Annotated in this window: 14 protein-coding genes; 10 read left to right on the top strand and 4 right to left on the bottom strand. The window is 70.9% G+C overall.

Features of this window, described 5'->3' with window-relative positions; genetic code table 11:
• Window positions 1–30: 30 nt before the first annotated feature.
• Window positions 31–3,180 (bottom strand): efflux RND transporter permease subunit, encoded by a 3,150-nt coding sequence (locus tag ABZ342_RS45020; RefSeq protein WP_360487089.1) that lies wholly within the window; start codon window positions 3,178–3,180, stop codon window positions 31–33.
• 89 nt (window positions 3,181–3,269) lie between these two features.
• Entirely contained in the window at window positions 3,270–4,433 is a 1,164-nt protein-coding gene (locus tag ABZ342_RS45015) for a YihY/virulence factor BrkB family protein (protein ID WP_360487086.1), read from the bottom strand.
• Window positions 4,434–4,669: 236 nt separating this feature from the next.
• Here ABZ342_RS45015 and ABZ342_RS45010 point away from each other — a divergent pair, with 236 nt between their 5' ends.
• The 5 genes from ABZ342_RS45010 to ABZ342_RS44990 all read left to right on the top strand — a co-directional run bounded on the left by ABZ342_RS45010 (window position 4,670) and on the right by ABZ342_RS44990 (window position 11,735).
• The gene (locus ABZ342_RS45010; protein ID WP_155542257.1) at window positions 4,670–6,406 is read left to right on the top strand and encodes a DEAD/DEAH box helicase; all 1,737 of its coding nucleotides are present in this window, start codon (window positions 4,670–4,672) and stop codon (window positions 6,404–6,406) included.
• A 594-nt stretch (window positions 6,407–7,000) separates the two neighbouring features.
• Window positions 7,001–8,140, top strand: a complete 1,140-nt coding sequence (locus tag ABZ342_RS45005) for a substrate-binding domain-containing protein (protein WP_155542258.1) — start codon at window positions 7,001–7,003, stop codon at window positions 8,138–8,140.
• A 141-nt stretch (window positions 8,141–8,281) separates the two neighbouring features.
• Window positions 8,282–9,055, top strand: a complete 774-nt coding sequence (locus ABZ342_RS45000; protein WP_155542259.1) for an ATP-binding cassette domain-containing protein — start codon at window positions 8,282–8,284, stop codon at window positions 9,053–9,055.
• Window positions 9,056–9,075: 20 nt separating this feature from the next.
• A complete protein-coding gene (locus ABZ342_RS44995) occupies window positions 9,076–10,542 on the top strand; it encodes an ABC transporter permease (protein WP_155542260.1) in 1,467 nt (488 codons plus the stop codon).
• Window positions 10,543–10,553: 11 nt separating this feature from the next.
• Window positions 10,554–11,735 (top strand): ROK family protein, encoded by a 1,182-nt coding sequence (locus ABZ342_RS44990; protein ID WP_360487081.1) that lies wholly within the window; start codon window positions 10,554–10,556, stop codon window positions 11,733–11,735.
• 169 nt (window positions 11,736–11,904) lie between these two features.
• Here ABZ342_RS44990 and ABZ342_RS44985 read toward each other — a convergent pair whose 3' ends face one another.
• Window positions 11,905–12,084, bottom strand: coding sequence for a hypothetical protein (locus tag ABZ342_RS44985; protein WP_155542262.1), 180 nt, complete (start codon window positions 12,082–12,084; stop codon window positions 11,905–11,907).
• A gap of 342 nt (window positions 12,085–12,426) precedes the next feature.
• Here ABZ342_RS44985 and ABZ342_RS44980 point away from each other — a divergent pair, with 342 nt between their 5' ends.
• From ABZ342_RS44980 to ABZ342_RS44970, 3 genes are all read left to right on the top strand, one after another.
• Window positions 12,427–13,233 (top strand): EamA family transporter, encoded by an 807-nt coding sequence (locus tag ABZ342_RS44980; RefSeq protein ID WP_360487078.1) that lies wholly within the window; start codon window positions 12,427–12,429, stop codon window positions 13,231–13,233.
• 361 nt (window positions 13,234–13,594) lie between these two features.
• Window positions 13,595–14,950, top strand: a complete 1,356-nt coding sequence (locus ABZ342_RS44975; RefSeq protein WP_360487075.1) for a glutamine synthetase family protein — start codon at window positions 13,595–13,597, stop codon at window positions 14,948–14,950.
• 48 nt (window positions 14,951–14,998) lie between these two features.
• Window positions 14,999–15,781 (top strand): hypothetical protein, encoded by a 783-nt coding sequence (locus ABZ342_RS44970; RefSeq protein WP_360487072.1) that lies wholly within the window; start codon window positions 14,999–15,001, stop codon window positions 15,779–15,781.
• Here the strand turns inward: ABZ342_RS44970 and ABZ342_RS44965 are convergent.
• The gene (locus ABZ342_RS44965; RefSeq protein WP_360487069.1) at window positions 15,759–17,228 is read right to left on the bottom strand and encodes an amino acid permease; all 1,470 of its coding nucleotides are present in this window, start codon (window positions 17,226–17,228) and stop codon (window positions 15,759–15,761) included. The two genes, ABZ342_RS44970 and ABZ342_RS44965, sit on opposite strands and share 23 nt — an antisense overlap.
• Before the next feature lie 101 nt (window positions 17,229–17,329).
• Between ABZ342_RS44965 and malQ the strand changes: the two genes are divergently transcribed.
• Together malQ and glgX are read left to right on the top strand one after the other, a co-directional pair.
• Window positions 17,330–19,282 (top strand): 4-alpha-glucanotransferase, encoded by a 1,953-nt coding sequence (gene malQ / locus ABZ342_RS44960; RefSeq protein ID WP_360487066.1) that lies wholly within the window; start codon window positions 17,330–17,332, stop codon window positions 19,280–19,282.
• 92 nt (window positions 19,283–19,374) lie between these two features.
• Window positions 19,375–20,860 (top strand): glycogen debranching protein GlgX (gene glgX, locus ABZ342_RS44955; RefSeq protein WP_360487063.1); only part of this gene is annotated, 1,486 nt, incomplete at its 3' end.

Genomic DNA, 20,860 nt, shown 5'->3' with positions numbered 1-20,860 from the left:
ACGGTTGCCGGTGAACGCCTTCGGCGTGACTCAGGCGGTCGGGGCGGGGTCCAGGGACTCCGACTCCGGCGCCTCCTTCGGCGCCCGCTTGGCCTCGCGGCGAGCGCGGCGGCGCTCCTTGCGGGTCTCGACCATCGTGTAGAGGGTCGGGACCAGCACCAGCGTCAGCAGCGTCGAGCTGACCAGGCCGCCGATCACCACGATGGCGAGGGGCTGGCCGATGAACCCGCCCTGGCCGGTGATGCCCAGCGCCATCGGGACGAGCGCGAAGATCGTCGCCGCCGCGGTCATCAGGATCGGCCGCAGCCGCCGCCGGCCGCCTTCGGTGACGGCGTCGGCGACGCTCATCCCCTCGGCCCGGTACTGGTTGATCAGGTCGATCAGCACGATCGCGTTCGTCACGACGATGCCGACCAGCATCAGCATGCCGATCAGCGCCGGCAGGCCGAGCGCGGTGCCCGTCGCCAGCAGCAGCCCGATCGCGCCGGTCGCCGCGAACGGGATCGACACCAGCAGGATCAGCGGCTGGATCAGGCTGCGGAACGTCGCCACCATGATCAGGAACACGATCGCGATCGCCGCCAGCAGCGCCAGGAACAGGTTCGAGAACGCCTCCTGCTGGTCCTGGCTTACGCCGCCGAGCGAGTACGACGCGCCGCCGGTGAACGTCAGCCCGTCCAGCTTGGACTGGATGTCCGCGGTCGTCTTGCTCAGGTTGTCACCGGTGTTCTTGGCGGTGACCGTGGTCGAAAGGTCGCCGCCGGTGCGGTGCACCGACGCCGGTCCGTCCACAGTGGACACCTTCGCGACCTCGTCGAGCCGGACGACCCCCGTCGGACCGGGGATCTGCAGGCCCTTCACCTGGTCGACCGTGGCCGGCGCGGTGCCGGCGCGCAGCACGATGTCCGTGCGCTGGCCGCCGACCGGCAGCTGCGTCACCGTGCGGCCGGCGATCGCCTGGTTGGCGACCTGGCCGATGGTGCTCGCCGACAGCCCGCGCGCGGCGGCCGCGGCGTCGTCCACCTCGACCTGCACCCGCGGTGAGCCGACGGCCAGGTCGCTGCTCACCTCGGTCAGCCCGGACACTCCGCCGAGCGCCTGCACGATCTGGTCGGACGCGGGCTTCAGCGCGGCCTCCGACGGCGCCGTCACCGTCACCGAGACCTGGTCGGAGTTGAACCCGGACGCGTCCGCGCCGATCTTGACCTCGCCCAGCTCCGGCCGGGAGGTCAGCTTCGACCGGAGCCGGTCGGACAGCGCGTTCAGGTCGGTGTCCTTCGCGACGGTCACCGAGATGCTGGTGTTCGTCCCGCCCCCGAAGCCGAACGCGCCCCCGCCGCCGATACTGACCTGGTAGGTCTGCACCGCGGGCTCCGCGGCCAGCGCCTGCTCGACCGCCGTCGCCGCCTTCTCCTTCGCCGCTGCGCTCGTGCCCGCGGGCAGCTTCTGCGTCATGTTCAGCGTGGTGCCGCCGGACTGGTCGAGGAAGTTCGTGTTCAGCCGCGTCGCGAGCCCGACCGTGCCGGCGAAGATCAGCAGCGCCAGCAGCACGACGGTCAGCCGCCGCTTGGTCGCGAACCGGATCACCGGCAGGTAGGCGCGCTGCAGGAAGCTGCGGCGCTCCTTCTCGACGGCCGCTTCGCGGGCCCGCTCGGCCTCGATGGCGTCCGCCGGGACCTCGGGCTGCTTCAGGAACCAGTACGCCAGCACGGGAACCACGGTCAGCGACACGAGCAGCGAAGCCAGCAGCGCCACCGTGACGGTGATCGCGAACGGCGAGAACAGCTCGCCGACGAACCCGCCGACGAACGCGATCGGCAGGAACACCGCGACGGTCGTCAGCGTGGACGACGTCACCGCGCCGGCCACCTCGCGGACGCCGTCGAGCACCGCCCGCTGCTTCTCCTCGCCGTAACCCAAGTGCCGCTTGATGTTCTCCAGCACGACGATCGAGTCGTCGACCACCCGGCCGATCGCGATGGTCAGCGCGCCGAGGGTGAGCAGGTTGAGCGACAGGTCGCCGGTCCACAGCGCGATCAGCGCGACCACCACCGACAGCGGGATGGACACCGCGGTCACCAGCGTCGAGCGCACCGACAGCAGGAACAGCAGGATGACGATGACCGCGAACGCCAGGCCCAGCAGGCCTTCGGTGGTCAGGCCGCTGATCGCGTCCTTCACCGGCGTGCCCTGGTCGAACACGACGCTCATCTCGGAGCCGGTCTTCTTCGCCAGGTCCGGCAGCTTGGCGCGGACGGCGTCGGAGATCGCGACGGCGTTCCCGTTGTCCACCATGGTGATCGAGAGGCCGAGGCTGGGCTTGCCGTTGGTGCGCGTGATCGACGTCGCCGGCGCGAAGCCGGTCTGGACGTCGGCGACGTCACCCAGCTTCACCGGCCCGCGTGCCGGCGTTCCCGGCCGCGCGGCGCCGGCCGCGGCGCTCGGCGTGAGGTAAAGGTCGCGGAGGGTGTCCACAGTGGTCTGCCCGCCACCGACCTGGACGCTCAGCGTCTTGTCGCCTTCGGTCAGCGTGCCGGCCGGCACGGCGGCGCCGGCGGTCTGCAGCGTGGTCGCGATCGACGCCGGGTCGACGCCGGCGGCGGCCAGCTTCGCGTAGTCGAGTGTGATCGTGACGCGCGGCTGCCGCACGCCGGTGACGGTCACCGTGCGGACGCCGTCGATCTTCCGCAGCTCCGGCGCGACCTGGTCGGTCAGCGCGGGCGCGAGCTGCTGCGGGTCACCGGCCGTGCCCGCGGCGACCAGGATCACCGGCAGGTCGTCGGTGCTGCCGGCCGATACCGACGGGTCGGAGTTCTGCGGCAGCCGCGGCCGGACCTGGTTCACCGCCTGCTGGATCTGCGAGACGGCCGCGTCGAGGTCGGTGCCGAACGCGAACTGCGTGACGACGCGCGAGACGCCGTCCGAGCTGGTCGAGTTGATCTCTTCGAGGCCCTTGAGCCCCTGCAACGCGCCTTCGAGGGGTTCGGTGACCTGGCGGTCGACCGCGTCCGGCGACGCGCCCGCGTACGAGGTGACGATCTGGGCCTGCGGGAACTGCAGCGACGGGAAGAGCTGCTGCTTGATCTGCGGCAGCGCGAAAGCACCGAAACCGACGACCACCAGCGCGAGCAGGCCGATCAGGCTTCGGTTGCGCAGGCTCAATCTGGCCAGCACGGACATGACTTCGACAACCCCCTCGGGAACGACGCGGCGACCGACGCCTGCGTCAGTGACCGGCCGAGCTTCCCATGTCCGACCTGAGGGGCGACTCAGTCTGGGGGTGGATTCCGGGTCGTCCCTGGGGAGGAGACGCGACCCTGAGCAGCGCTGGGTGCCGGGTCGGGCGCGCTCGGTGACGGCTCGTCCTCTTCGGACGGTCCGGCGTCCTCGTCCGGCGCGTCACCGTTGGACGAGACCTCTTCGGGACGCGGGCGCCGCAGCGGTGTGGTCGTGCGCTCCCACAGGTTCCGGCCTTCCTCGGTGCGCAGCCGCTCGGACGCACGCTCCATCTCCAGGCGCCGCCACTTGCGCCGCTGCCGCCGGGTCGCCTTCGCCGGCCACAGCTCCTGGATCGCGCTGTTGAAGTAGGCCCCGCCGACCACGGCCAGCCCGATGAAGAACATCAGCAGCAGGAACGCGATCGGCGCGGCGAGCGCGCCGTAGGTGTAGCCGGTCTTGGTGATCCAGTTCAGGTAGACGCGCAGGCCGACCGAGGAGAGCAGGAACACGACCATCGCGAGCACGGCGCCGGGCAGCCCGCGGTGCCACGGCAGCTTCCGCGGCAGGGCGAGCTTGTACAGCGTGGTCAGCGCGAGGGTGATCATGATCCCGAGGGTCGGGAAGTACAGCGCGCTCACCCACGAGGTGACCGTCGGGCGCCACTCGGTGGGGAAGAACTCCGGCAGCAGGTCGGGGCCGATCGCCAGCAGCGGCAGCCCGACGACCAGGATGACGAGGCCGCACAGGTACAGCAGCAGCGCGAAGATCCGCTGCCAGACGTCGTTGCGGACGCCGTACTGGTCGTGGGCGACGGTGATCGCGTCCACGAACGACGACATCGCCGACGAACCCGCCCACAGCGAGATCAGGAAGCCCACCGAGACGATCTCGCCCTTGCCGACGGTGAGGATGCTGTTCACGGTCGGCTCGATGATGTCGTGGACGGCGTTGGCGCTGAAGACCGTCTTGCAGAAGCCGATGATCCGGTCGTGCACCTGGGTGACGACGTCCTGCCCGAACCACTCGCCGACGAAGCCCAGGCTGCCGAGCAGCCCCAGCAGCAGCGGCGGCAGCGACAGCGTCTGCCAGAAGGCCGCCTCGGCGGCCTCGGAGAAGATGTTGCCCTCCCAGGCCTTGGCGAGCGTGCGCGTGACGAGGCGCCACGGCCCCCTGCGGGCCACCTTCGTCGCTGCGGACGGCTGAACCTCACCCATGACGTGTCCAGCATGGTCCATCCGTGCTGATTTGGCTCGTCACCGTGCCTGCGCCCGGGCGTGTCGGGGGACATCACCCGTGCCGGTGCCGGGAACTGTCGGACCCGGCCGGTAGACTCGCTCCAGTGCCCTCACCGCAGTCGCCACGCCGGTCGTCATGGCCGAAGTCGGTACCACAGTGAGGGTTTTCGCACGTCACAGCACTTGAGGCACGTGAGCGAGGGGGAGGACCGGCGATGACGGAGACGCAGCTCGGGGCGCCTCCCGCGGAGAAGGACTCGACCGCGCGCCCGCTGCGGGCGTGGCAGCGGCGGGCGCTCACGAAGTACCTGACGCGCAAGCCGAAGGACTTCCTCGCGGTGGCGACGCCCGGTGCCGGCAAGACGGTGTTCGGCCTGCGGATCGCCGCCGAGCTGCTGAGCGACCGCACGATCGAGGCCGTCACCATCGTCACCCCGACCGAGCACCTCAAGCACCAGTGGGCGTCGGCGGCGGCGATGGCCGGGATCCAGATCGACTCGAACTTCCGCAACACCACCGGCGTCACGTCGTCGGACTACAACGGCGTCGCGCTGACGTACGCGCAGGTCGCGGCGCACCCGACGTTGCACCGCGTGCGCACCGAGAACCGCAAGACGCTGGTGATCCTCGACGAGATCCACCACGGCGGCGACGCCAAGTCGTGGGGCGACGCGATCCGCGAGGCCTTCACCCCGGCCGTCCGGCGGCTGTCGCTGACCGGGACGCCCTTCCGGTCCGACGACTCGGCCATCCCGTTCGTCACCTACGAGCCGGACTCCGGCGGCTTCCAGCGCAGCAAGGCCGACCACTCGTACGGCTACGCGGACGCGCTGGCCGACGGCGTGGTCCGGCCGGTCGTCTTCCTCGCCTACTCGGGTGAGGCCTCCTGGCGCACCAGCGCGGGGGAGGAGTTCACGGCGCGGCTCGGCGAGCCGCTGACGGCGGAGCAGAACGCCCGCGCGTGGCGCACGGCCCTCGACCCGGCGGGCGAGTGGATCCCGGCGGTGCTGCACGCGGCCGACACGCGGTTGTCGCAGGTCCGCCAGAGCGTGCCGGACGCCGGCGGGCTGGTGATCGCCACCGACCAGGAGTCGGCGCGCGCGTACGCGAAGATCCTGGAGCGGCTCTCGGGCGAGACGCCGACACTGGTGCTCTCCGACGATCCGAAGGCCTCGGGCCGGATCAAGGAGTTCTCCGAGACGAACGAGCGCTGGATCGTGGCGGTCCGCATGGTCTCGGAAGGCGTCGACGTCCCGCGCCTGGCGGTGGGCGTGTACGCGACGAGCGCCTCGACCCCGCTGTTCTTCGCCCAGGCGATCGGCCGGTACGTGCGAGCCCGGAAGAAGGGCGAGACGGCGAGCGTGTTCCTGCCGTCGGTCCCGGTGCTGCTGGAGCTGGCCAGCGAGCTGGAGGCGCAGCGCGACCACGTGCTCGGCAAGCCGCACCGGGAGAAGGAAGGCTGGGAGGACGAGCTCCTCGCCCAGGCCAACCGCACCGAGGACGAGCCGGGCGAGGAGGAGAAGGCGTTCACCTCGCTGGGCGCCTCGGCCGAGCTCGACCAGGTCATCTACGACGGCAACTCGTTCGGCACGGCGGTGTTCTCGGGCTCCGACGAGGAGCAGGAGTACCTCGGCCTGCCGGGGCTGCTGGAGCCCGACCAGGTGCGCGCGCTGCTGCGGAAGCGGCAGGAAGAGCAGATCGCCGACGAGAAGCGCCGCAAGCCCGCGAAGGAAGAGGCCGCCCCGGCCCCGGCCCGCCCGCAGTCGGTGAGCGAGCGCCTCGGCGCGTTGCGCAAGGAGCTGAACGCGCTGGTGGGCATGTACCACCACCGCACGAAGAAGCCCCACGGCGCGATCCACAACGAGCTGCGCCGCGTGTGCGGCGGCCCGGTGACGGCGATGGCGACGGTCGAGCAGCTCGAGGAACGGATCGTCACCCTCCGGACCTGGTGAGGCCCGACCGGCTCCGAGCGTCGACGCGTCGGGTCTGGCGGCTCCCCGGGGACCCGCGATGTCGCCCGAGAGGCTGAACCCGCTCGTCACCGTCCGTTCCGCCGAGGCCGCGCCGGACCTTCCACAAGTCCGTGACGTTGCGTGCCCGATCGGTCGTCTCCCGGCTGCCCGCGCGTCCCCCGGGCGGTGGTGCTTCGGGCACCTTCGGGTCCGAAGTTCGCAAGTCGGCGACCAATCCGAGGCGTTTGCCGTGGGTTCACCACCACTTCCCGGCGGATCGCGCTGGGTGTACACCTCCGGAGTATCTTCAGCTCGCTAGGAAACCTGGATGTAACACACCGTGAGTGCTGGCGATCACATCGTCAGCGGATCTACTCTTTCCGGGCGATACCCAGCCTGTGTTGCCGAACCGTGTCCAATTGGTGTCATTTAATCGATCCAGCTATCTTCCCCGCAGCCGCTCAGCGGCATATGTTGTCGCCCACAACATATGCGCGTCGGTGCGCCGGGACCCTTCCGGATCACCGCCTCGCAGGGCCCGAGACGACGTCGACGGCCCACTCGTCACAATGCTTGGATCCGGAAGGAACGAGGATGCGCAGCAGAACCCTTACCCTCCTCGCCGCCACGGTGAGCACCGGCTTGGTGCTGACCGCTTGCGGTGCAAACAGTTCGGACAGCGGGGGCACGGGGAGCAACTCCGCTTCCTCGTCCGCCCCGGCCGCCGCCGGTGGTGCCTCCGGCAAGGTCGGTGTCATCCTGCCGGAGACCGCCACCTCGGCCCGCTGGGAAGCGTTCGACAAGCCGATGCTGACCGCCGCGCTGACGGCGCAGGGCTTCGAGGTCGACGTCCAGAACGCCCAGGGTGACAACCAGAAGTTCTCGACCCTGGCGGACGGCTTCATCAGCTCCGGCGTCAAGGTCCTGATCATCGCCCCCGGTGACCCGGCCGTCGGTTCCGCGGTCGAGGCCAAGGCCAAGACGGCCGGCATCCCGGTCATCGACTACGACCGCCCGAGCCTCGGTGGGTCCGCCGGCTACTACGTCTCGTTCGACAACGAGAAGGTCGGTCAGCTGCAGGGCCAGGCCATGGCCGACGCGCTGAAGAGCAAGGCGGGTGCGGGTGTCGTCCAGATCGAGGGCGCGCCGACCGACAACAACGCCACACTGTTCACCAAGGGCCAGGACTCCGTCCTCGAGCCGCTGTTCTCGGCGGGCACCCTGAAGCGCATCCAGAAGCAGCCGATCAACGACTGGGACAACCAGCTCGGCGGCACGACGTTCGAGCAGATCTTCACCGCCAACGGCGGCAAGGTCGACGGCGTCGTCGCGGCGAACGACGGCCTGGCCGGCGCGGTCATCACCATCCTCAAGAAGAACGGCCTCAACGGGAAGGTCCCGGTCACCGGCCAGGACGCGACCGCCGACGGCCTGATGGCGGTCATGCGCGGCGACCAGTACATGACGGTCTTCAAGCCGATCAAGGAAGAGGCCGAAGCCACCGCCAAGCTGGCTGCCGCACTGGCCAAGGGTGACACCGCCGGTGCCGACGCCATCGCGACCGCGAAGCTGCACGACCCGACCGGCAACCGCGACATCAAGTCCGTGCTGCTGACCCCGACGACGATCCTGGCGAAGGACGTCAAGACGGTCGTGACCCAGGGCTACGTGAAGGCGACCGAGATCTGCGGTGGCGACCTCGCCGCCAAGTGCAGCTCGCTCGGCATCTCCTGACCTGCCCGTAACACCCAGAACAGCCGGGCCGGGACGCGCACCCCGACGGCGCGTCCCGGCCCGGTCCCCACTCCCCGTTCGCGGGGATCGCCTGGCCCCAGCGGCGGCAGAGGGCATCGGAAATTCGGAGAAATGCCATCCATGAGTGAGCCCATCCTCGAGATCAAGGGCCTGAACAAGAGCTTCGGCCCCGTCCACGTCCTCCACGACGTGGACTTCGACGTGCGCGCGGGCGAAGTCACCGCCCTGGTCGGCGACAACGGCGCCGGCAAGTCGACCCTCGTCAAGTGCATCGCCGGCATCCACCCGTACGACTCGGGGGCCGTGCGGTTCAACGGCGAGGACACCCACATCCGCGGCCCGCGCGACGCGGCGGACCTCGGCATCGAGGTCGTCTACCAGGACCTCGCGCTCGCCGACAACCTCGACATCGTCCAGAACATGTTCCTCGGCCGCGAGCGCGGCAATTCGTGGAAGCTGGACGAAGCCAGCATGGAGAAGGCCGCCCGCGAAACGCTGGCCTCGCTCTCGGTCCGGACCGTCAAGTCCGTGCGCACCCCGGTTTCCTCGCTGTCCGGTGGTCAGCGGCAGACCGTGGCCATCGCGAAGTCGGTGCTGTGGAACAGCAAGGTCGTCGTCCTCGACGAGCCGACCGCCGCCCTCGGCGTCGCGCAGACCCGGCAGGTGCTCGACCTCGTCCGCCGGCTCGCCGAGCAGGGCCTGGGGGTCGTGCTGATCAGCCACAACATGGCCGACGTGTTCGAGGTCGCCGACCGCATCTCCGTCCTCTACCTCGGCCGGCTCGTCGCCGAGGTGCACACGAAGGACGTGAGCCACGGCCAGATCGTGGAACTGATCACCGCTGGTCGCTCCGGTGACCTCGGCCTGGCCCGGCCCGAAGCCGTGGTCCTGTGAGCGGGAAGAAAGAACCGGAAATGACTGAAACTCCTGCCAAGCACGAGGTCGGCACCCCGGCCGCGGAAGCGCTCGCGCAGACCCAGAACCCCACCGCGGCGATCACCGACTTCGGCATCGACACGACATCGATGTCAACCGGGGAAGCCGTCCGCGACTACTTCGCTCGCATCCGCGCCGGTGAGCTCGGCTCGCTGCCGTCGTTGTTCGGCCTGCTCGTGCTGGTGATCCTGTTCAGCGCGCTGTCGGACAACTTCTTCACGCTGGCCAACATCGCCAACGTGTTCCCGCAGGGCGCGGGCGTGATCATCATCGCGATGGGCATCGTCTTCGTGCTGCTGCTCGGCGAGATCGACCTCGCGGCCGGTGTGGCGTCCGGCACCGCCGCGTCGGTGATGGCCCTGCACTATGTCCATGCCGGGAACCTGCTGGGCACCTTGGGCTCCGGCGTGTTCATCACGTTCATCGCGGTCCTCGCCGCGGCCATGCTGCTCTCGGCCTACCAGCGGATCTGGGGCGGCGCCGTGCTGTCGCTGATCGGCCTGCTGATCGTCGCGATCGGCGTCCCCGCCAACGCCTGGCTGGAGATCGTGCTGGCCATCTGCGTCGGCACCTCGATCGGCTGCATCACCGGCTTCCTGGTGTCGAAGATCGGCATGCCGTCCTTCGTCGTGACGCTGGCGCTGTTCATCGTTTGGCAGGGCGTCCTGCTGCAGTTCATCGGTGAGGGCGGCACGATCGGCATCACCAACTCGGACGTCCTGTACAAGATCGCCAACGGCAACCTGAACGTCCTCGGCAGCTGGATCTTCTTCCTCGTCGCCGCCGGCGGGTTCGCGGCGATCACGCTGCTCAGCCACTTCCGGCGGCTCCAGCGCGGCCTGGTCGTCCAGCCGACGACGCTGGTGCTGATCAAGGTCGGCGCGCTCGTCGTGCTGTCGGCGGTGGGGACCTGGCTGCTGACGATCAACCGCTCGCCGAACAAGGCGGTCGTCACGATCCAGGGCATCCCGTACGTCATCCCGATCATGCTGGTGCTGCTGGTGGCCGGGACCTACGTGCTCAACCGGACCAAGTACGGCCGGTACGTCTACGCGGTCGGCGGCAACAAGGAAGCCGCCCGCCGTGCCGGTATCGACGTGCCGAAGATCCGGGCCAGCGTGTTCGTCATCGGCTCGGCGGTCGCGGCCATCGGCGGCATCGTCGCCGCGTCGAAGGTCGGCTCGGTCAGCCCGCAGTCCGGTGGCCTCAACACGCTGCTGTACTCGGTCGGCGCGGCCGTCATCGGCGGCACGTCGCTGTTCGGCGGCAAGGGCCGCGTGGCCGACGCCGTCGTCGGTGGTCTCGTGATCGCCGTGGTCATCAACGGCCTGGGCCTGCTCAAGCAGCCGGCCGCGGTGGTCAACATCGTCACCGGTCTGGTCCTGTTGCTCGCCGCCACGGTCGACGCGCTGTCCCGGCGCCGCGCGGCTGCGTCGACGCGCTGAACCAGCCTGGCATGATCAAGCCTGTGTCCAGCTCACCCGTTGCTCGACCGGACGAGGTGCGCCGGCACAACCGCACGACCCTGCTCCGCCTGCTGCACGTCGGCGGGCCGAGCACCCGGGCGACCCTGGCCACGCAGCTGGGGCTCAACCGGAGCACGATCAAGACCCTCGTCGACGGGCTGGCGGAAGCCGGCGTCGTCGAGGAGAAGGTGCCGAGGCCGGGACGAGGGGCGGGCCGCCCCTCGCTCCTGGTCCTGCCCCAGCCGCACGCGGCGGTCGTGCTCGCGGTCGACCTGCAGGTCGAGCACGTCGCGATCGCCCTGGTCGGGCTGGGTGGCCAGATCCTGGGCCGCAACAGCTGGAACCTGCGGGGCCGGATGGGGCAGCCCGACGAGGTCATCACGCACGTCATCGAGTCGACGGCCATCCTGGCGAGCGACCTCGACGTGACCCCGGTGGCCGCCGGGGTGTCCGTGCCGGGCGTCGTCCGGCGAGCGGACGGGTACGTGCACGAAGCCCCGAACCTGCGCTGGACCGACGTCGCGCTCGGCGAGCGGCTCGGCGCGGTGTTGCAGATCCCGATCCTGGTCGGCAACGACGCCGAGTTCGGCGCGGTCGCCGAGCACCTGCGCGGCGCGGCCCGCGGGGCGTCCGACGTGGTCTACATCTCGGCGGACGTCGGGGTCGGCGGCGGCGTCATCGCCGAGGGTTCGGCGCTGCGCGGCGGCTCCGGCTACGTCGGCGAGATCGGGCACATGGTGATCCGCCCGGACGGGCGGGACTGCTACTGCGGCAGCAGCGGCTGCTGGGAGACCGAGGTCGGCGAAGCCGCGCTGTGCCGGGCGCTCGGCCTGCCGGAGGACACCCCGCGCGGGGCGATCCTGTTCGAGCTGCGTGAGCTCGGCCGGAACCCGGAGGTGGCGCTGACGCGGCTGGCGGAGTTCGCCGAGTGGCTGACCCTGGGGTTGATCAACGTCGTCAACCTGCTCGGACCGCAGCTGGTGATCCTCGGCGACCTGCTGACGGTGCTGCCGGAGGCGGTGCTGCGGCACGTCGGCACGGAGGTCCGCCGGCGCAGTCTGGTGAGCCGCGCGGTCGGCGGCACCCGGATCATCAGCTCGGCGCTGGGGGCCGACGTGAAGCTGCTGGGCGCTGCGGAAGTGGCGTTCGAAGTCGTGCTGGATTCTGTCTGATTTCCTGTCCGGTTTTGTGTCCGGAATCACGGTCATTCGCGGCCGTACCGTGATATCGGCCACGCATTGTGCAAGTTGCAGACTGTGCAGGTTTCAGCTGTGCCGGTTTCGAGAAAACGCGAAGGCGGCCGGTGCCTGTGCGCACCGGCCGCCTTTTCGCTTGTCTGGGTTACCGCTGGATGTCGGCGGACAGTTCCTTGAGCTTGGCCTCGTGCTCGCGGGCGTGGTGCCCGCAGAAGAGCAGTTCCCCACCCTTGCTGAGGATGGCTCGTACCTGAGCTGCAGCTCCACACCGGTCACAGCGGTCGGCAGCGGTCAGTTCGGGGCGGGTGAGCGTCGGCGTTGTCATGGGGGTCTCCCTCCGTCCCGGCACCGGTTGCCCGGTGCCATCGATCCAGCTACGCCCACATCGGGACTGATGCCGGTGGCGGCGATCGCCTTCGGCTCCGCGGTGTTCGTGCTTCCACTCTTCCAGACGTTCGGCGGCTCGCAAGTGTTCCCGCGCCGGTGGGACCTGAGTCACGCCGATTTACCCCGTATGCCGTAGCGGCGTCCCGCAATGTAGGAGACGAATATCCGGAGAGTTACGTTTTCCGTGGTCAGGCACCATGGACTCGTGAGCACGCAGACTTCGCCGAGGAGGCTTTCCGCGGTACCCGCCCCGCTGTTGTTCGTTCTCAGCGGAATTTCCATGTACGCCGGAGCGGCCATCGCGGTCGGCCTTTTCGGCCACGCGACCCCGGCCGGCATCGCCTGGCTCCGCTGCCTGGGCGCGGCGGTGGTGCTCCTGGCCTGGCGGCGCCCGGGGCGCGCGGCCTGGCGCGGCCGCCGGCTGGTGCTGGCGATCGCGTTCGGCATCGTGACGGCGGGCATGAACGTGCTCTTCTACGAGGCGATCGCCCGCCTCCCGCTGGGGACGGTGGTGGCGATGGAGTTCCTCGGCCCGGTCCTGGTGGCCGCGTTCGGGTCCCGCTCACCGCGCGACGTGCTGGCGGTGGTCCTGGTGGCGTGCGGCGTGGTGGCGATCGCCGACGTCCAGCTGTCGGGGTCCGTGATCGGCGTCGTGTTCGCGCTGGGCGCGGCGGCGGCCTGGGCGGGGTACATCCTCCTGGGTAAGCGGGTGGCGTCGTCCGAGGGATCGGGCATCGACAGCCTGGCGATCGGCTTCGCGGCGGCGACGGTGGTGCTTTCTCCGCTGGCCTTCGGGACGGGTGAGGTGTGGTCTTCGCCTCGGATGCTGCTGCTCGGGGTCGGGGTGGGGGTGTTGTCGACGGTGGTGCCGTATGCGTTGGACCAGGTGGTGCTGCGCCGGCTGGGACAGGCGCGGTTCGCGGTGCTGCTGGCGTTGCTGCCGGTGACGGCGGCGGTGATGGGGTTCGTGTTGCTGGCCCAGGTGCCTTCGCCGGTGGAGGCGGCGGGGACTTTGGCTGTGGTCGGTGGGGTGGCTTTGCGGAGCCGGGATGAGGCTGTTCGGCCTGGTCCGGAGCCGCCGGGGTGAGTGCTCGCCGGGTTGCTGGATAGGCCGGGTTGCCGGGCTGATGGCCACTGAGCTGCCGGGGCTGCCGGCTACCGGGCTCCCGGCGCGGGGCTGATCGCTGTCGGGCCGCCGGGGTTGGTGGCGCCGGGACAGCCGGGCTGACCGCCGCCGGTTTGTCGGAACAACCAGGCTGACGGCCGCTGAGCTGCAGGGGTGCCGGGCCGATGGCGCCGAGTTGCCCACAGGCCGGCCGTGATGTGGACAACCCGACCCGCCCGCCGCTCACCCCGCCCTTTTCGCCGGACCCGCCCGATACGCTGGAGCGGGGCTCGCCCCCCTGGGATGGGCGGGGGTCTGTTCCGGGCCGGAGGAGGCGGGTGCCATGACCAAGGCGGCGTCAGCCGCGGCGAAGGACTTCGCCGCCGCCGGGGTGGGTGGGGTTCATCTCGCCTGGGCCGACAACAACGGCATCCCGCGCTCGCGCATCGTCCCCATCGGTGGCCTCGCCGATGCCGCCACGCGGGGGGTCGGGGCCACCTCGCTCTTCGCCGTCTTCGACAGCCATGACGCCATCACCTACGGGCACGCCGGCCTCTCGACGCCCTCCGGGGACGTCCGGCTCGTGCCCGTCGTCGAGCGGCTGCGGCGGCTCGCCGGGCAGCCCGCGCTCGCCTGGGCGCCCGTCCGGCAGCTCACCCAGAGCGGCGATCCCTGGCCCTACTGCCAGCGCGGCGTCCTCGAAGCGCAGGTCGCCGAGGGTGCGCGCCGCGGGCTCGAGTTCCGGGCCGGTTACGAGCTCGAGTTCGCCGTCGCTCCCGCCGGCAGCACCGATGTCGTCACCTCGCCCGGGCACCCCGGGCCCGCCTACAGCCCGCACGCCCTCGTCGGGCTCGACGGCTTCGTCGCCGCCCTCCTGCACGACTTCGCCGCCAACGGCCTGCGGATCGGCCAGCTGCACGCCGAGTACGGCGTGGCGCAGCTCGAGCTGTCACTGGCCGCCACCGATCCGGTTTCCGCCGCCGACGACCAGCTGCTGGCCCGGCAGACCATCCACGCCGCCGCGCACGCGCACGGCCTCGTCGTCAGCTTCGCGCCGCTGATCGGCCTCGGCGCGGCCGGCAACGGCTGGCACCTGCACACCTCCGTCCGCCGCAAGGGCCGCAACCTCCTCGACGACGAAAGCGGCGTCCCCGCCGGTGACGGGGCCGGCTACCTCGCCGGGCTGCTGCGGGACCTGCCGGCGCTGACCGCGATCACCGCCCCGAGCGTCCCGTCGACCCTGCGGCTGCGCCCCGGCTACTTCGCGGGCGCGTACGCGTTCTGGGGCGTCGAGAACCGGGAGGCGCCGCTGCGGTACGTCCCCGGCTCGCCGCTGCTGGGCGCCGACCACGCGAACGTCGAGCTCAAGACGTCGGACGCCTCCGCCAACCCCTACCTCGCCCTCGCCGTGGTGCTGGCCGCCGGGATGGCCGGCATCGCCGACGCCGCCGCGCTGCCCGACCCGATCGCCGAGGACCCGGGTGGCTGGACGGAAGGCGAGCGGGAGACGCGCGGCGTGCGCCGGCTGCCGGCGGACACCGCCGGGCAGGACGCCGCCCTGACGGCGTCGCCGCGGGTCGCCGGGGTGCTCGGCGACGACCTGCTCGGGGCCTTCCGCGCCGTCCGGGCGTCCGACGCGGCGTGGGCCGAGGAGCGCACGGCCGACGAAATCGTCGCCGCGCACCTGTGGCGTTATTGAGGCTGGGACAATGGACCCGACGAATCCGGGAAACCGCTGAGGGGACCGATGTCTTCGGGGATCGACGGCGGACAGCTCGACCTGTCCGGGGTGCGGTGGCTGCCGGGCGGAGCCCGGCTGGCCGCGATCGCCCAGGCGGAGCTGCCGCAGAAGGACGGCCTGGCCGCGGCGTTCTGCGGGCTCGCGGCCCTGCGCGCGGCCGGGCTCGACGTGCCCGACCAGGACACCGTCGCGCTCGCCGCGGGCACGGTCCGCGGGCCGGTCGTGCGCCCGCCGGGCGAGGCCGGCCGCGCGGAGTTCCGGTTGCCCGTGCCGCACGTCGACGACCCGGCCGCGGCGGGCACGCGGGTGTCCGGGCTGGCGACGGCCGTCCGCGCGCTGTCGGGTGGCGCACTCGCGGCGGTGCCGGTGACGGGGGAGTGGACCACCGAGACGCTCTTCGACCTGCTGATCGGGCTGTGGGACCTGCCGCGCGTCGCGGTCATCGCCCGGATCGACGGCGCCGAGCTGGGCGCCCACGACACCCCGGAACGCGCGCTGCTCGACTACCTCGACACCGGTGTCCCGCCACTGTGGACGTCCCGCTGGCGCCCGCCGGGTGGCCACTTCGTGCTCGTGGCCGGTGTCCGCATCGGCGCGGAGGGCACGCTGCTGTCCGTTGTGGACACTTATCCGTCGTTCGGGGACAACGGGATCCACGACCAGCCGGTCGAATGGGTCGCCGCGGCGCTGGCCGGGCTGGGCGTGCTGGTGGTCGTCGACGCGGACCAGGTCGCCGTGGCGCGCGAGGCGGCCCGCGTCGCCGGCCTCACTCCGTCGGCGTGGGACTGACCTCGCCGGCGTTCTCCGGCGCGAAGCGGGAATGGCGGCGGCCGTAGGCGAAGTAGATGACCAGGCCGATCGCCAGCCACACGGCGAACCGGATCCAGGTGAGCACGTTGAGGTTGAGCATCAGGTACAGGCACGCCAGCGCCGCCACGACCGGGACCACCGGCGAGAACGGCACGCGGAACGGCCGGTCCAGGTCGGGGCGACGGCGGCGCAGCACCGGAACCGCGACGGCCACGATGATCATCGCCGACAGCGCGCCGATGCTCACCATGTCGGCGAGCTCGGAGATCGGGATGAACGCGGCCAGCACGGCGATCAGCACGGCGCCGCCGATGGTCATCCGGTGCGGGGTGCCCCAGCGCGGGTGGGTGCGGCCGAGCGCCTTCGGCAGCAGGCCGTCGCGGCCCATGGCGAAGCCGATCCGCCCGATCGTGACGAGCTCGACCATCATCACCGACGTCAGCCCGGTCACCGCGCCGAGCGAGATGAGCGCGCCGACCCAGTGCTGGCCGACCTTGTCGAACGCGTCCGCCAGCGGCGCGCCCGTGTCGATGTCGGTGAACGGGATCATGCCGGTCAGCACGATCGACACGCCGATGTAGAGCAGCGCGCACACGCCGAGCGCGCCGAGGATGCCGACCCGGAGGTCCTTGCGCGGGTTCAGCGTCTCCTCGCCGAGGTTCGCGAGCGCCTCGAAACCGGTGTAGGCGAAGAAGACGATGGCGGCGGCGGTGACCATCCCGGCGATGCCGTAGACCGACTGCTCCAGGCCGAGCGCGGCCTGGACGATCGGCTGCTCCAGCACCGTCGAGCCGTTCGCGGGAGGCTGGGCCGGCGGGATGAACGGCGTCAGGTTCGCGCCCTTGACGAAGAACAGGCCGACGGCCAGTACCAGCACGCAGACGGCGACCTTCACGCAGACGAGCAGGTTGGTCAGCCAGGCCGACTCCTTGATGCCCAGCACGGCGACGACGGTCAGCACCGCGATGATCAGCACCGCCCCGACGTTCACCTTCGCGTCCTCGCCGAACCACTCCGGCGACAGCCCGAGCAGGTTGGCCAGGTAGCCGGACCAGCCGCGCGACACCACCGCCGCGCCGAGCGCGAACTCCAGCAGCAGGTCCCAGCCGATGATCCAGGCGAAGACCTCGCCGAGGGTGGCGAAGGCGTACGTGTAAGCACTTCCGGCGGTGGGGACGCTGGAGGCGAGCTCGGCGTAGCAGAGCGCCGCGAGCCCCGCGACGACCGCGCCGAGCACGAACGACAGCGTCACCGCGGGCCCGGCGTGCGTCTTCGCCTCGACGCCCGCGAGGGTGAAGATGCCGGTGCCGATGATGATCCCGACGCCGAAGCCGACCAGGTCGCGCCCGCGCAGCCGCCGCTTGAGCTCCCCGGAGTCCTGGCGCTTCAGGACGTCGTCCACGTTCAAGGTTCTCCGCACACCCATGAGGAGAAGTTAGAAGGTCACGGGATTTTTCGCAGAACGGTTCCAGGGTGACCTCCGTCGCGCGGATGGCGCGATCGGCCGGGCACCGGAATGCTGGACCCGTGCCCGACGACATCCCCTCCCGCAGCGCCCTGCACCAGCTCGCCGACCGCTACGGCGTCGCCACCCGGTACGAGAACGCCGACCAGGTCTGGGTCGAGGTCGAAGACGACGTCGTCGTCGCCGTCCTTGGGCAGTTCGGGGTCGACGCCACCAGCGACGCCGCCATCGCGCGGGCCCTCGACGTGCGGGAAACTCCCGGCAGGCTGCCGCCGACCATCGTCCTGAAGGAGGGCAGTACGCGGAGCCTCGGGACCAACGCCGAGATCTTCCTCGAAGACGGCGGCCGGCGCGTCACCGCCGGCGAGCTGCCCGCCGACCTGCCGCTCGGCTGGCACCGGATCGTCACCGCCGACCAGGACGTCGTGCTCGCCGTCGTCCCCGCGAAGCTGCCGGACGTCCCGCCCGCCTGGGGCTGGATGCTGCAGCTCTACGCCCTGCACTCGGCCGGGTCGTGGGGCATCGGCGACTACGCCGACCTCGCCACCTTCGCCGCCCGCTCGGCCTCGGAGCTGGACGCCGGCGTCCTGCTGGTCAACCCCGTGCAGGCCTTCAGCCCGGCTCACCCGGTCGAACGGTCGCCGTACTCGCCCGCGAGCCGGCGCTTCGCCAACCCGATCTACCTGCGCGTCACCGCGACCGAGACGTTCGAGCGGGCCGACGCGGCGACCCAGGAGGCGGTCGAGTCGCTGGTCCCGGACCGCGACGGCGAGCTCATCGACTACGACAAGGTCTGGACGGCGAAGCGCGCCGCCCTCGAGCTGCTGTGGCCGCACCGCGTCGAGGAGCTGCCCGAAGACCGGGACCTGCTGGACTTCGCCCTCTTCTGCGCCCTCGCCGAGCAGCACGGCGCCGACTGGCGGGACTGGCCGGAAGCCCTGCGCGACCCGGCCGGCCCCGAAGTGGAGAAGGCCCGCGAGGAGCTGAAGGACCGCGTCGGCTTCCACACCTGGCTCCAGCACCTCTGCCGGGAGCAGCTGGAAACCGCCCGGAAAGCGGCGAAAGACGCCGGGATGACCGTCGGGATCGTGCACGACCTGCCCGTCGGCGTGCACCCGGGCGGGGCCGACACCTGGGCCGCCCGGGACGTCTTCGCCGCCGACGTCCGCGTCGGCGCGCCGCCGGACGCCTTCAACCAGCAGGGCCAGGACTGGAACCTGCCGCCGTGGCGGCCGGACAAGCTCGCCGAGGCCGGGTACGCGCCCTTCCGGGACGTCATCCGGGGTGTCCTGCGCTACGCCGACGGCATCCGGGTCGACCACATCGCCGGGCTCTGGCGGCTCTGGTGGATCCCGCCGGGCGAGCCCGCCCACCGCGGCACGTACGTCCACTACGACGCCGAGGCCATGGTCGGCGTGCTCACGCTGGAGGCGCACCGCGCCGGCGCGATCGTCGTGGGGGAGGACCTCGGGACCGTCGAGGAGACCGTCACCGAGACCATGCACGAGCGCGGCATGCTCAGCTCGGCCGTGCTCTGGTTCGAGCGCGACTGGGACGCGCCGGGCAAGCCGTTCACGCGCCCGGCCGAGTGGGACCCGGCGGCCATGGCCAGCATTTCCACGCACGACCTGCCGACGGTCACCGGCTGGCTGCGGGGCGAGCACGTCCGGGTCCGGGCCGAGCTGGGGCTGCTGGACCGGGGCGTCGAGGCCGAAGAAGAGGCGGCCGCCGCCGAACGTGAAGCTTTGTTCGAACTCGTTGCGCGCGAAGGGATCCCGGACGACGACCCGGTCGTCGCCTTGCACACGCTGCTCGCGGAGGCCGCGTCGCGGCTGGTGCTGACCTCGCCGGCGGACGTCGCGGGCCAGGTGCGGCAGCCGAATCTGCCCGGGACGGTCGACCAGTACCCTAACTGGCGGATTCCCCTTCCCGTCAGCGTCGACGGCTTCTTCACCGCGAAGGGGGTGCGCGCCGCGGTGGCGCCGCTGGCTGCGGCGCGTCCGTTGCCCGGGTAACGGGTACCCCCCGGCGCACGACCCCCGCAGTGATGCGCGTCCGCGAGTGCGGGCGCGCCCGGTACACCCTGTAACAGCTCGAGGAGACCCCAGTGCGGCCCTGGCCCGGAACGCCCTACCCGCTCGGCGCCACCTACGACGGAGTCGGGACGAACTTCGCCCTCTTCTCCGAGGTGGCCGAGCTCGTCGAGCTCTGCCTGTTCGACGCCGAGGGCAACGAGACGCGGTACGCGCTCGAAGAGGTGGACGGCTTCGTCCACCACGGCTACCTGCTCAACGTCGGGCCCGGACAGCGGTACGGCTTCCGCGTCCACGGCCCCTACGACCCGGCTCGCGGCCTGCGTTGCAACCCCAACAAGCTGCTCATCGACCCGTACGCGAAGGCCGTCTCGCACGGCGTGAAGTGGGACGAGTCGCTCTTCGGCTACCAGTTCGCCAATCCGGAGGAGCGCAACGACGACGACTCCGCCGGCCGGGTGCCGTACTCGCTGGTGGCGAGCCCGTTCTTCGACTGGGGCAACGACCGCCAGCCGAAGCGGCCGTACAACGAGACGGTCATCTACGAAGCGCACGTCAAGGGCATGACGGTGAACCACCCGTTCGTGCCCGAGGCGCTGCGGGGGACGTACGCCGGGATGGCGCACCCCGCCGTCATCGAACACCTGCAGAAGCTCGGCGTGACGGCGGTGGAGCTGCTGCCGGTGCACCAGTTCGTCTCCGACCACGGCCTGGAGGAGAAGGGCCTCACGAACTACTGGGGCTACAACACGATCGGCTACTTCGCGCCGCACGACTCCTACGCCGCGATGCCCGGCGAAGGCGGCCAGGTCCAGGAGTTCAAGGGCATGGTCAAGGCCTTCCACGAGGCCGGCATCGAAGTGATCCTCGACGTGGTTTACAACCACACCGCGGAGGGCAACCACCTCGGGCCGACCCTGTCGATGCGCGGCATCGACAACGAGGCCTACTACCGCGTGGTCGAGGGGGAGCCGGAGTACTACATGGACTACACCGGCACCGGCAACTCCCTCAACGTGCGCAACCCGCACACCCTGCAGCTGATCATGGACTCGCTGCGCTACTGGGTGACCGAGATGCACGTCGACGGCTTCCGCTTCGACCTCGCCTCGGCGCTGGCGCGCGAGTTCTACGACGTCGACCGGCTGTCGACGTTCTTCGACCTCGTGCAGCAGGACCCGATCGTGAGTCAGGTGAAGCTGATCGCCGAGCCGTGGGACGTCGGCCCCGGTGGCTACCAGGTCGGCAACTTCCCGCCCCTGTGGACGGAGTGGAACGGGCAGTACCGGGACACCGTCCGCGACTTCTGGCGCGGCGAGCCCTCGACGCTGGGTGAGTTCGCCTCGCGGATCACCGGCTCGTCCGACCTCTACCAGGACGACGGCCGCCGCCCGTTCGCGTCGATCAACTTCGTCACCGCCCACGACGGCTTCACGCTGCGGGACCTGGTGTCCTACAACGAAAAGCACAACGAGGCCAACGGCGAGGACGGCCGCTCGGTGCGGTCGCCGGGGGCCGGCACGCCGATGCGGTGCACGTGGTGGTCGAGGTCGAAGTCCT

The sequence above is a fragment of the Amycolatopsis sp. NPDC005961 genome (assembly GCF_040629235.1).
In the GTDB taxonomy this organism is placed as follows: Bacteria; Actinomycetota; Actinomycetes; order Mycobacteriales; family Pseudonocardiaceae; genus Amycolatopsis; species Amycolatopsis camponoti.
The sequence above is the reverse complement of the archived record's forward strand: the minus strand, read 5'-3'. Positions and strand labels throughout refer to the sequence as shown.

Excerpts from the sequence above, each read along its gene's own strand:
- ABZ342_RS45020 (WP_360487089.1), bottom strand. The coding sequence starts at position 3,180 with ATGTCCGTGCTGGCCAGATTGAGCCTGCGCAACCGAAGCCTGATCGGC.
- ABZ342_RS45015 (WP_360487086.1), bottom strand. The coding sequence starts at position 4,433 with ATGGGTGAGGTTCAGCCGTCCGCAGCGACGAAGGTGGCCCGCAGGGGG.
- ABZ342_RS45010 (WP_155542257.1), top strand. The coding sequence starts at position 4,670 with ATGACGGAGACGCAGCTCGGGGCGCCTCCCGCGGAGAAGGACTCGACC.
- ABZ342_RS45005 (WP_155542258.1), top strand. The coding sequence starts at position 7,001 with ATGCGCAGCAGAACCCTTACCCTCCTCGCCGCCACGGTGAGCACCGGC.
- ABZ342_RS45000 (WP_155542259.1), top strand. The coding sequence starts at position 8,282 with ATGAGTGAGCCCATCCTCGAGATCAAGGGCCTGAACAAGAGCTTCGGC.
- ABZ342_RS44995 (WP_155542260.1), top strand. The coding sequence starts at position 9,076 with ATGACTGAAACTCCTGCCAAGCACGAGGTCGGCACCCCGGCCGCGGAA.
- ABZ342_RS44990 (WP_360487081.1), top strand. The coding sequence starts at position 10,554 with ATGATCAAGCCTGTGTCCAGCTCACCCGTTGCTCGACCGGACGAGGTG.
- ABZ342_RS44985 (WP_155542262.1), bottom strand. The coding sequence starts at position 12,084 with ATGACAACGCCGACGCTCACCCGCCCCGAACTGACCGCTGCCGACCGC.
- ABZ342_RS44980 (WP_360487078.1), top strand. The coding sequence starts at position 12,427 with ATGTACGCCGGAGCGGCCATCGCGGTCGGCCTTTTCGGCCACGCGACC.
- ABZ342_RS44975 (WP_360487075.1), top strand. The coding sequence starts at position 13,595 with ATGACCAAGGCGGCGTCAGCCGCGGCGAAGGACTTCGCCGCCGCCGGG.
- ABZ342_RS44970 (WP_360487072.1), top strand. The coding sequence starts at position 14,999 with ATGTCTTCGGGGATCGACGGCGGACAGCTCGACCTGTCCGGGGTGCGG.
- ABZ342_RS44965 (WP_360487069.1), bottom strand. The coding sequence starts at position 17,228 with ATGGGTGTGCGGAGAACCTTGAACGTGGACGACGTCCTGAAGCGCCAG.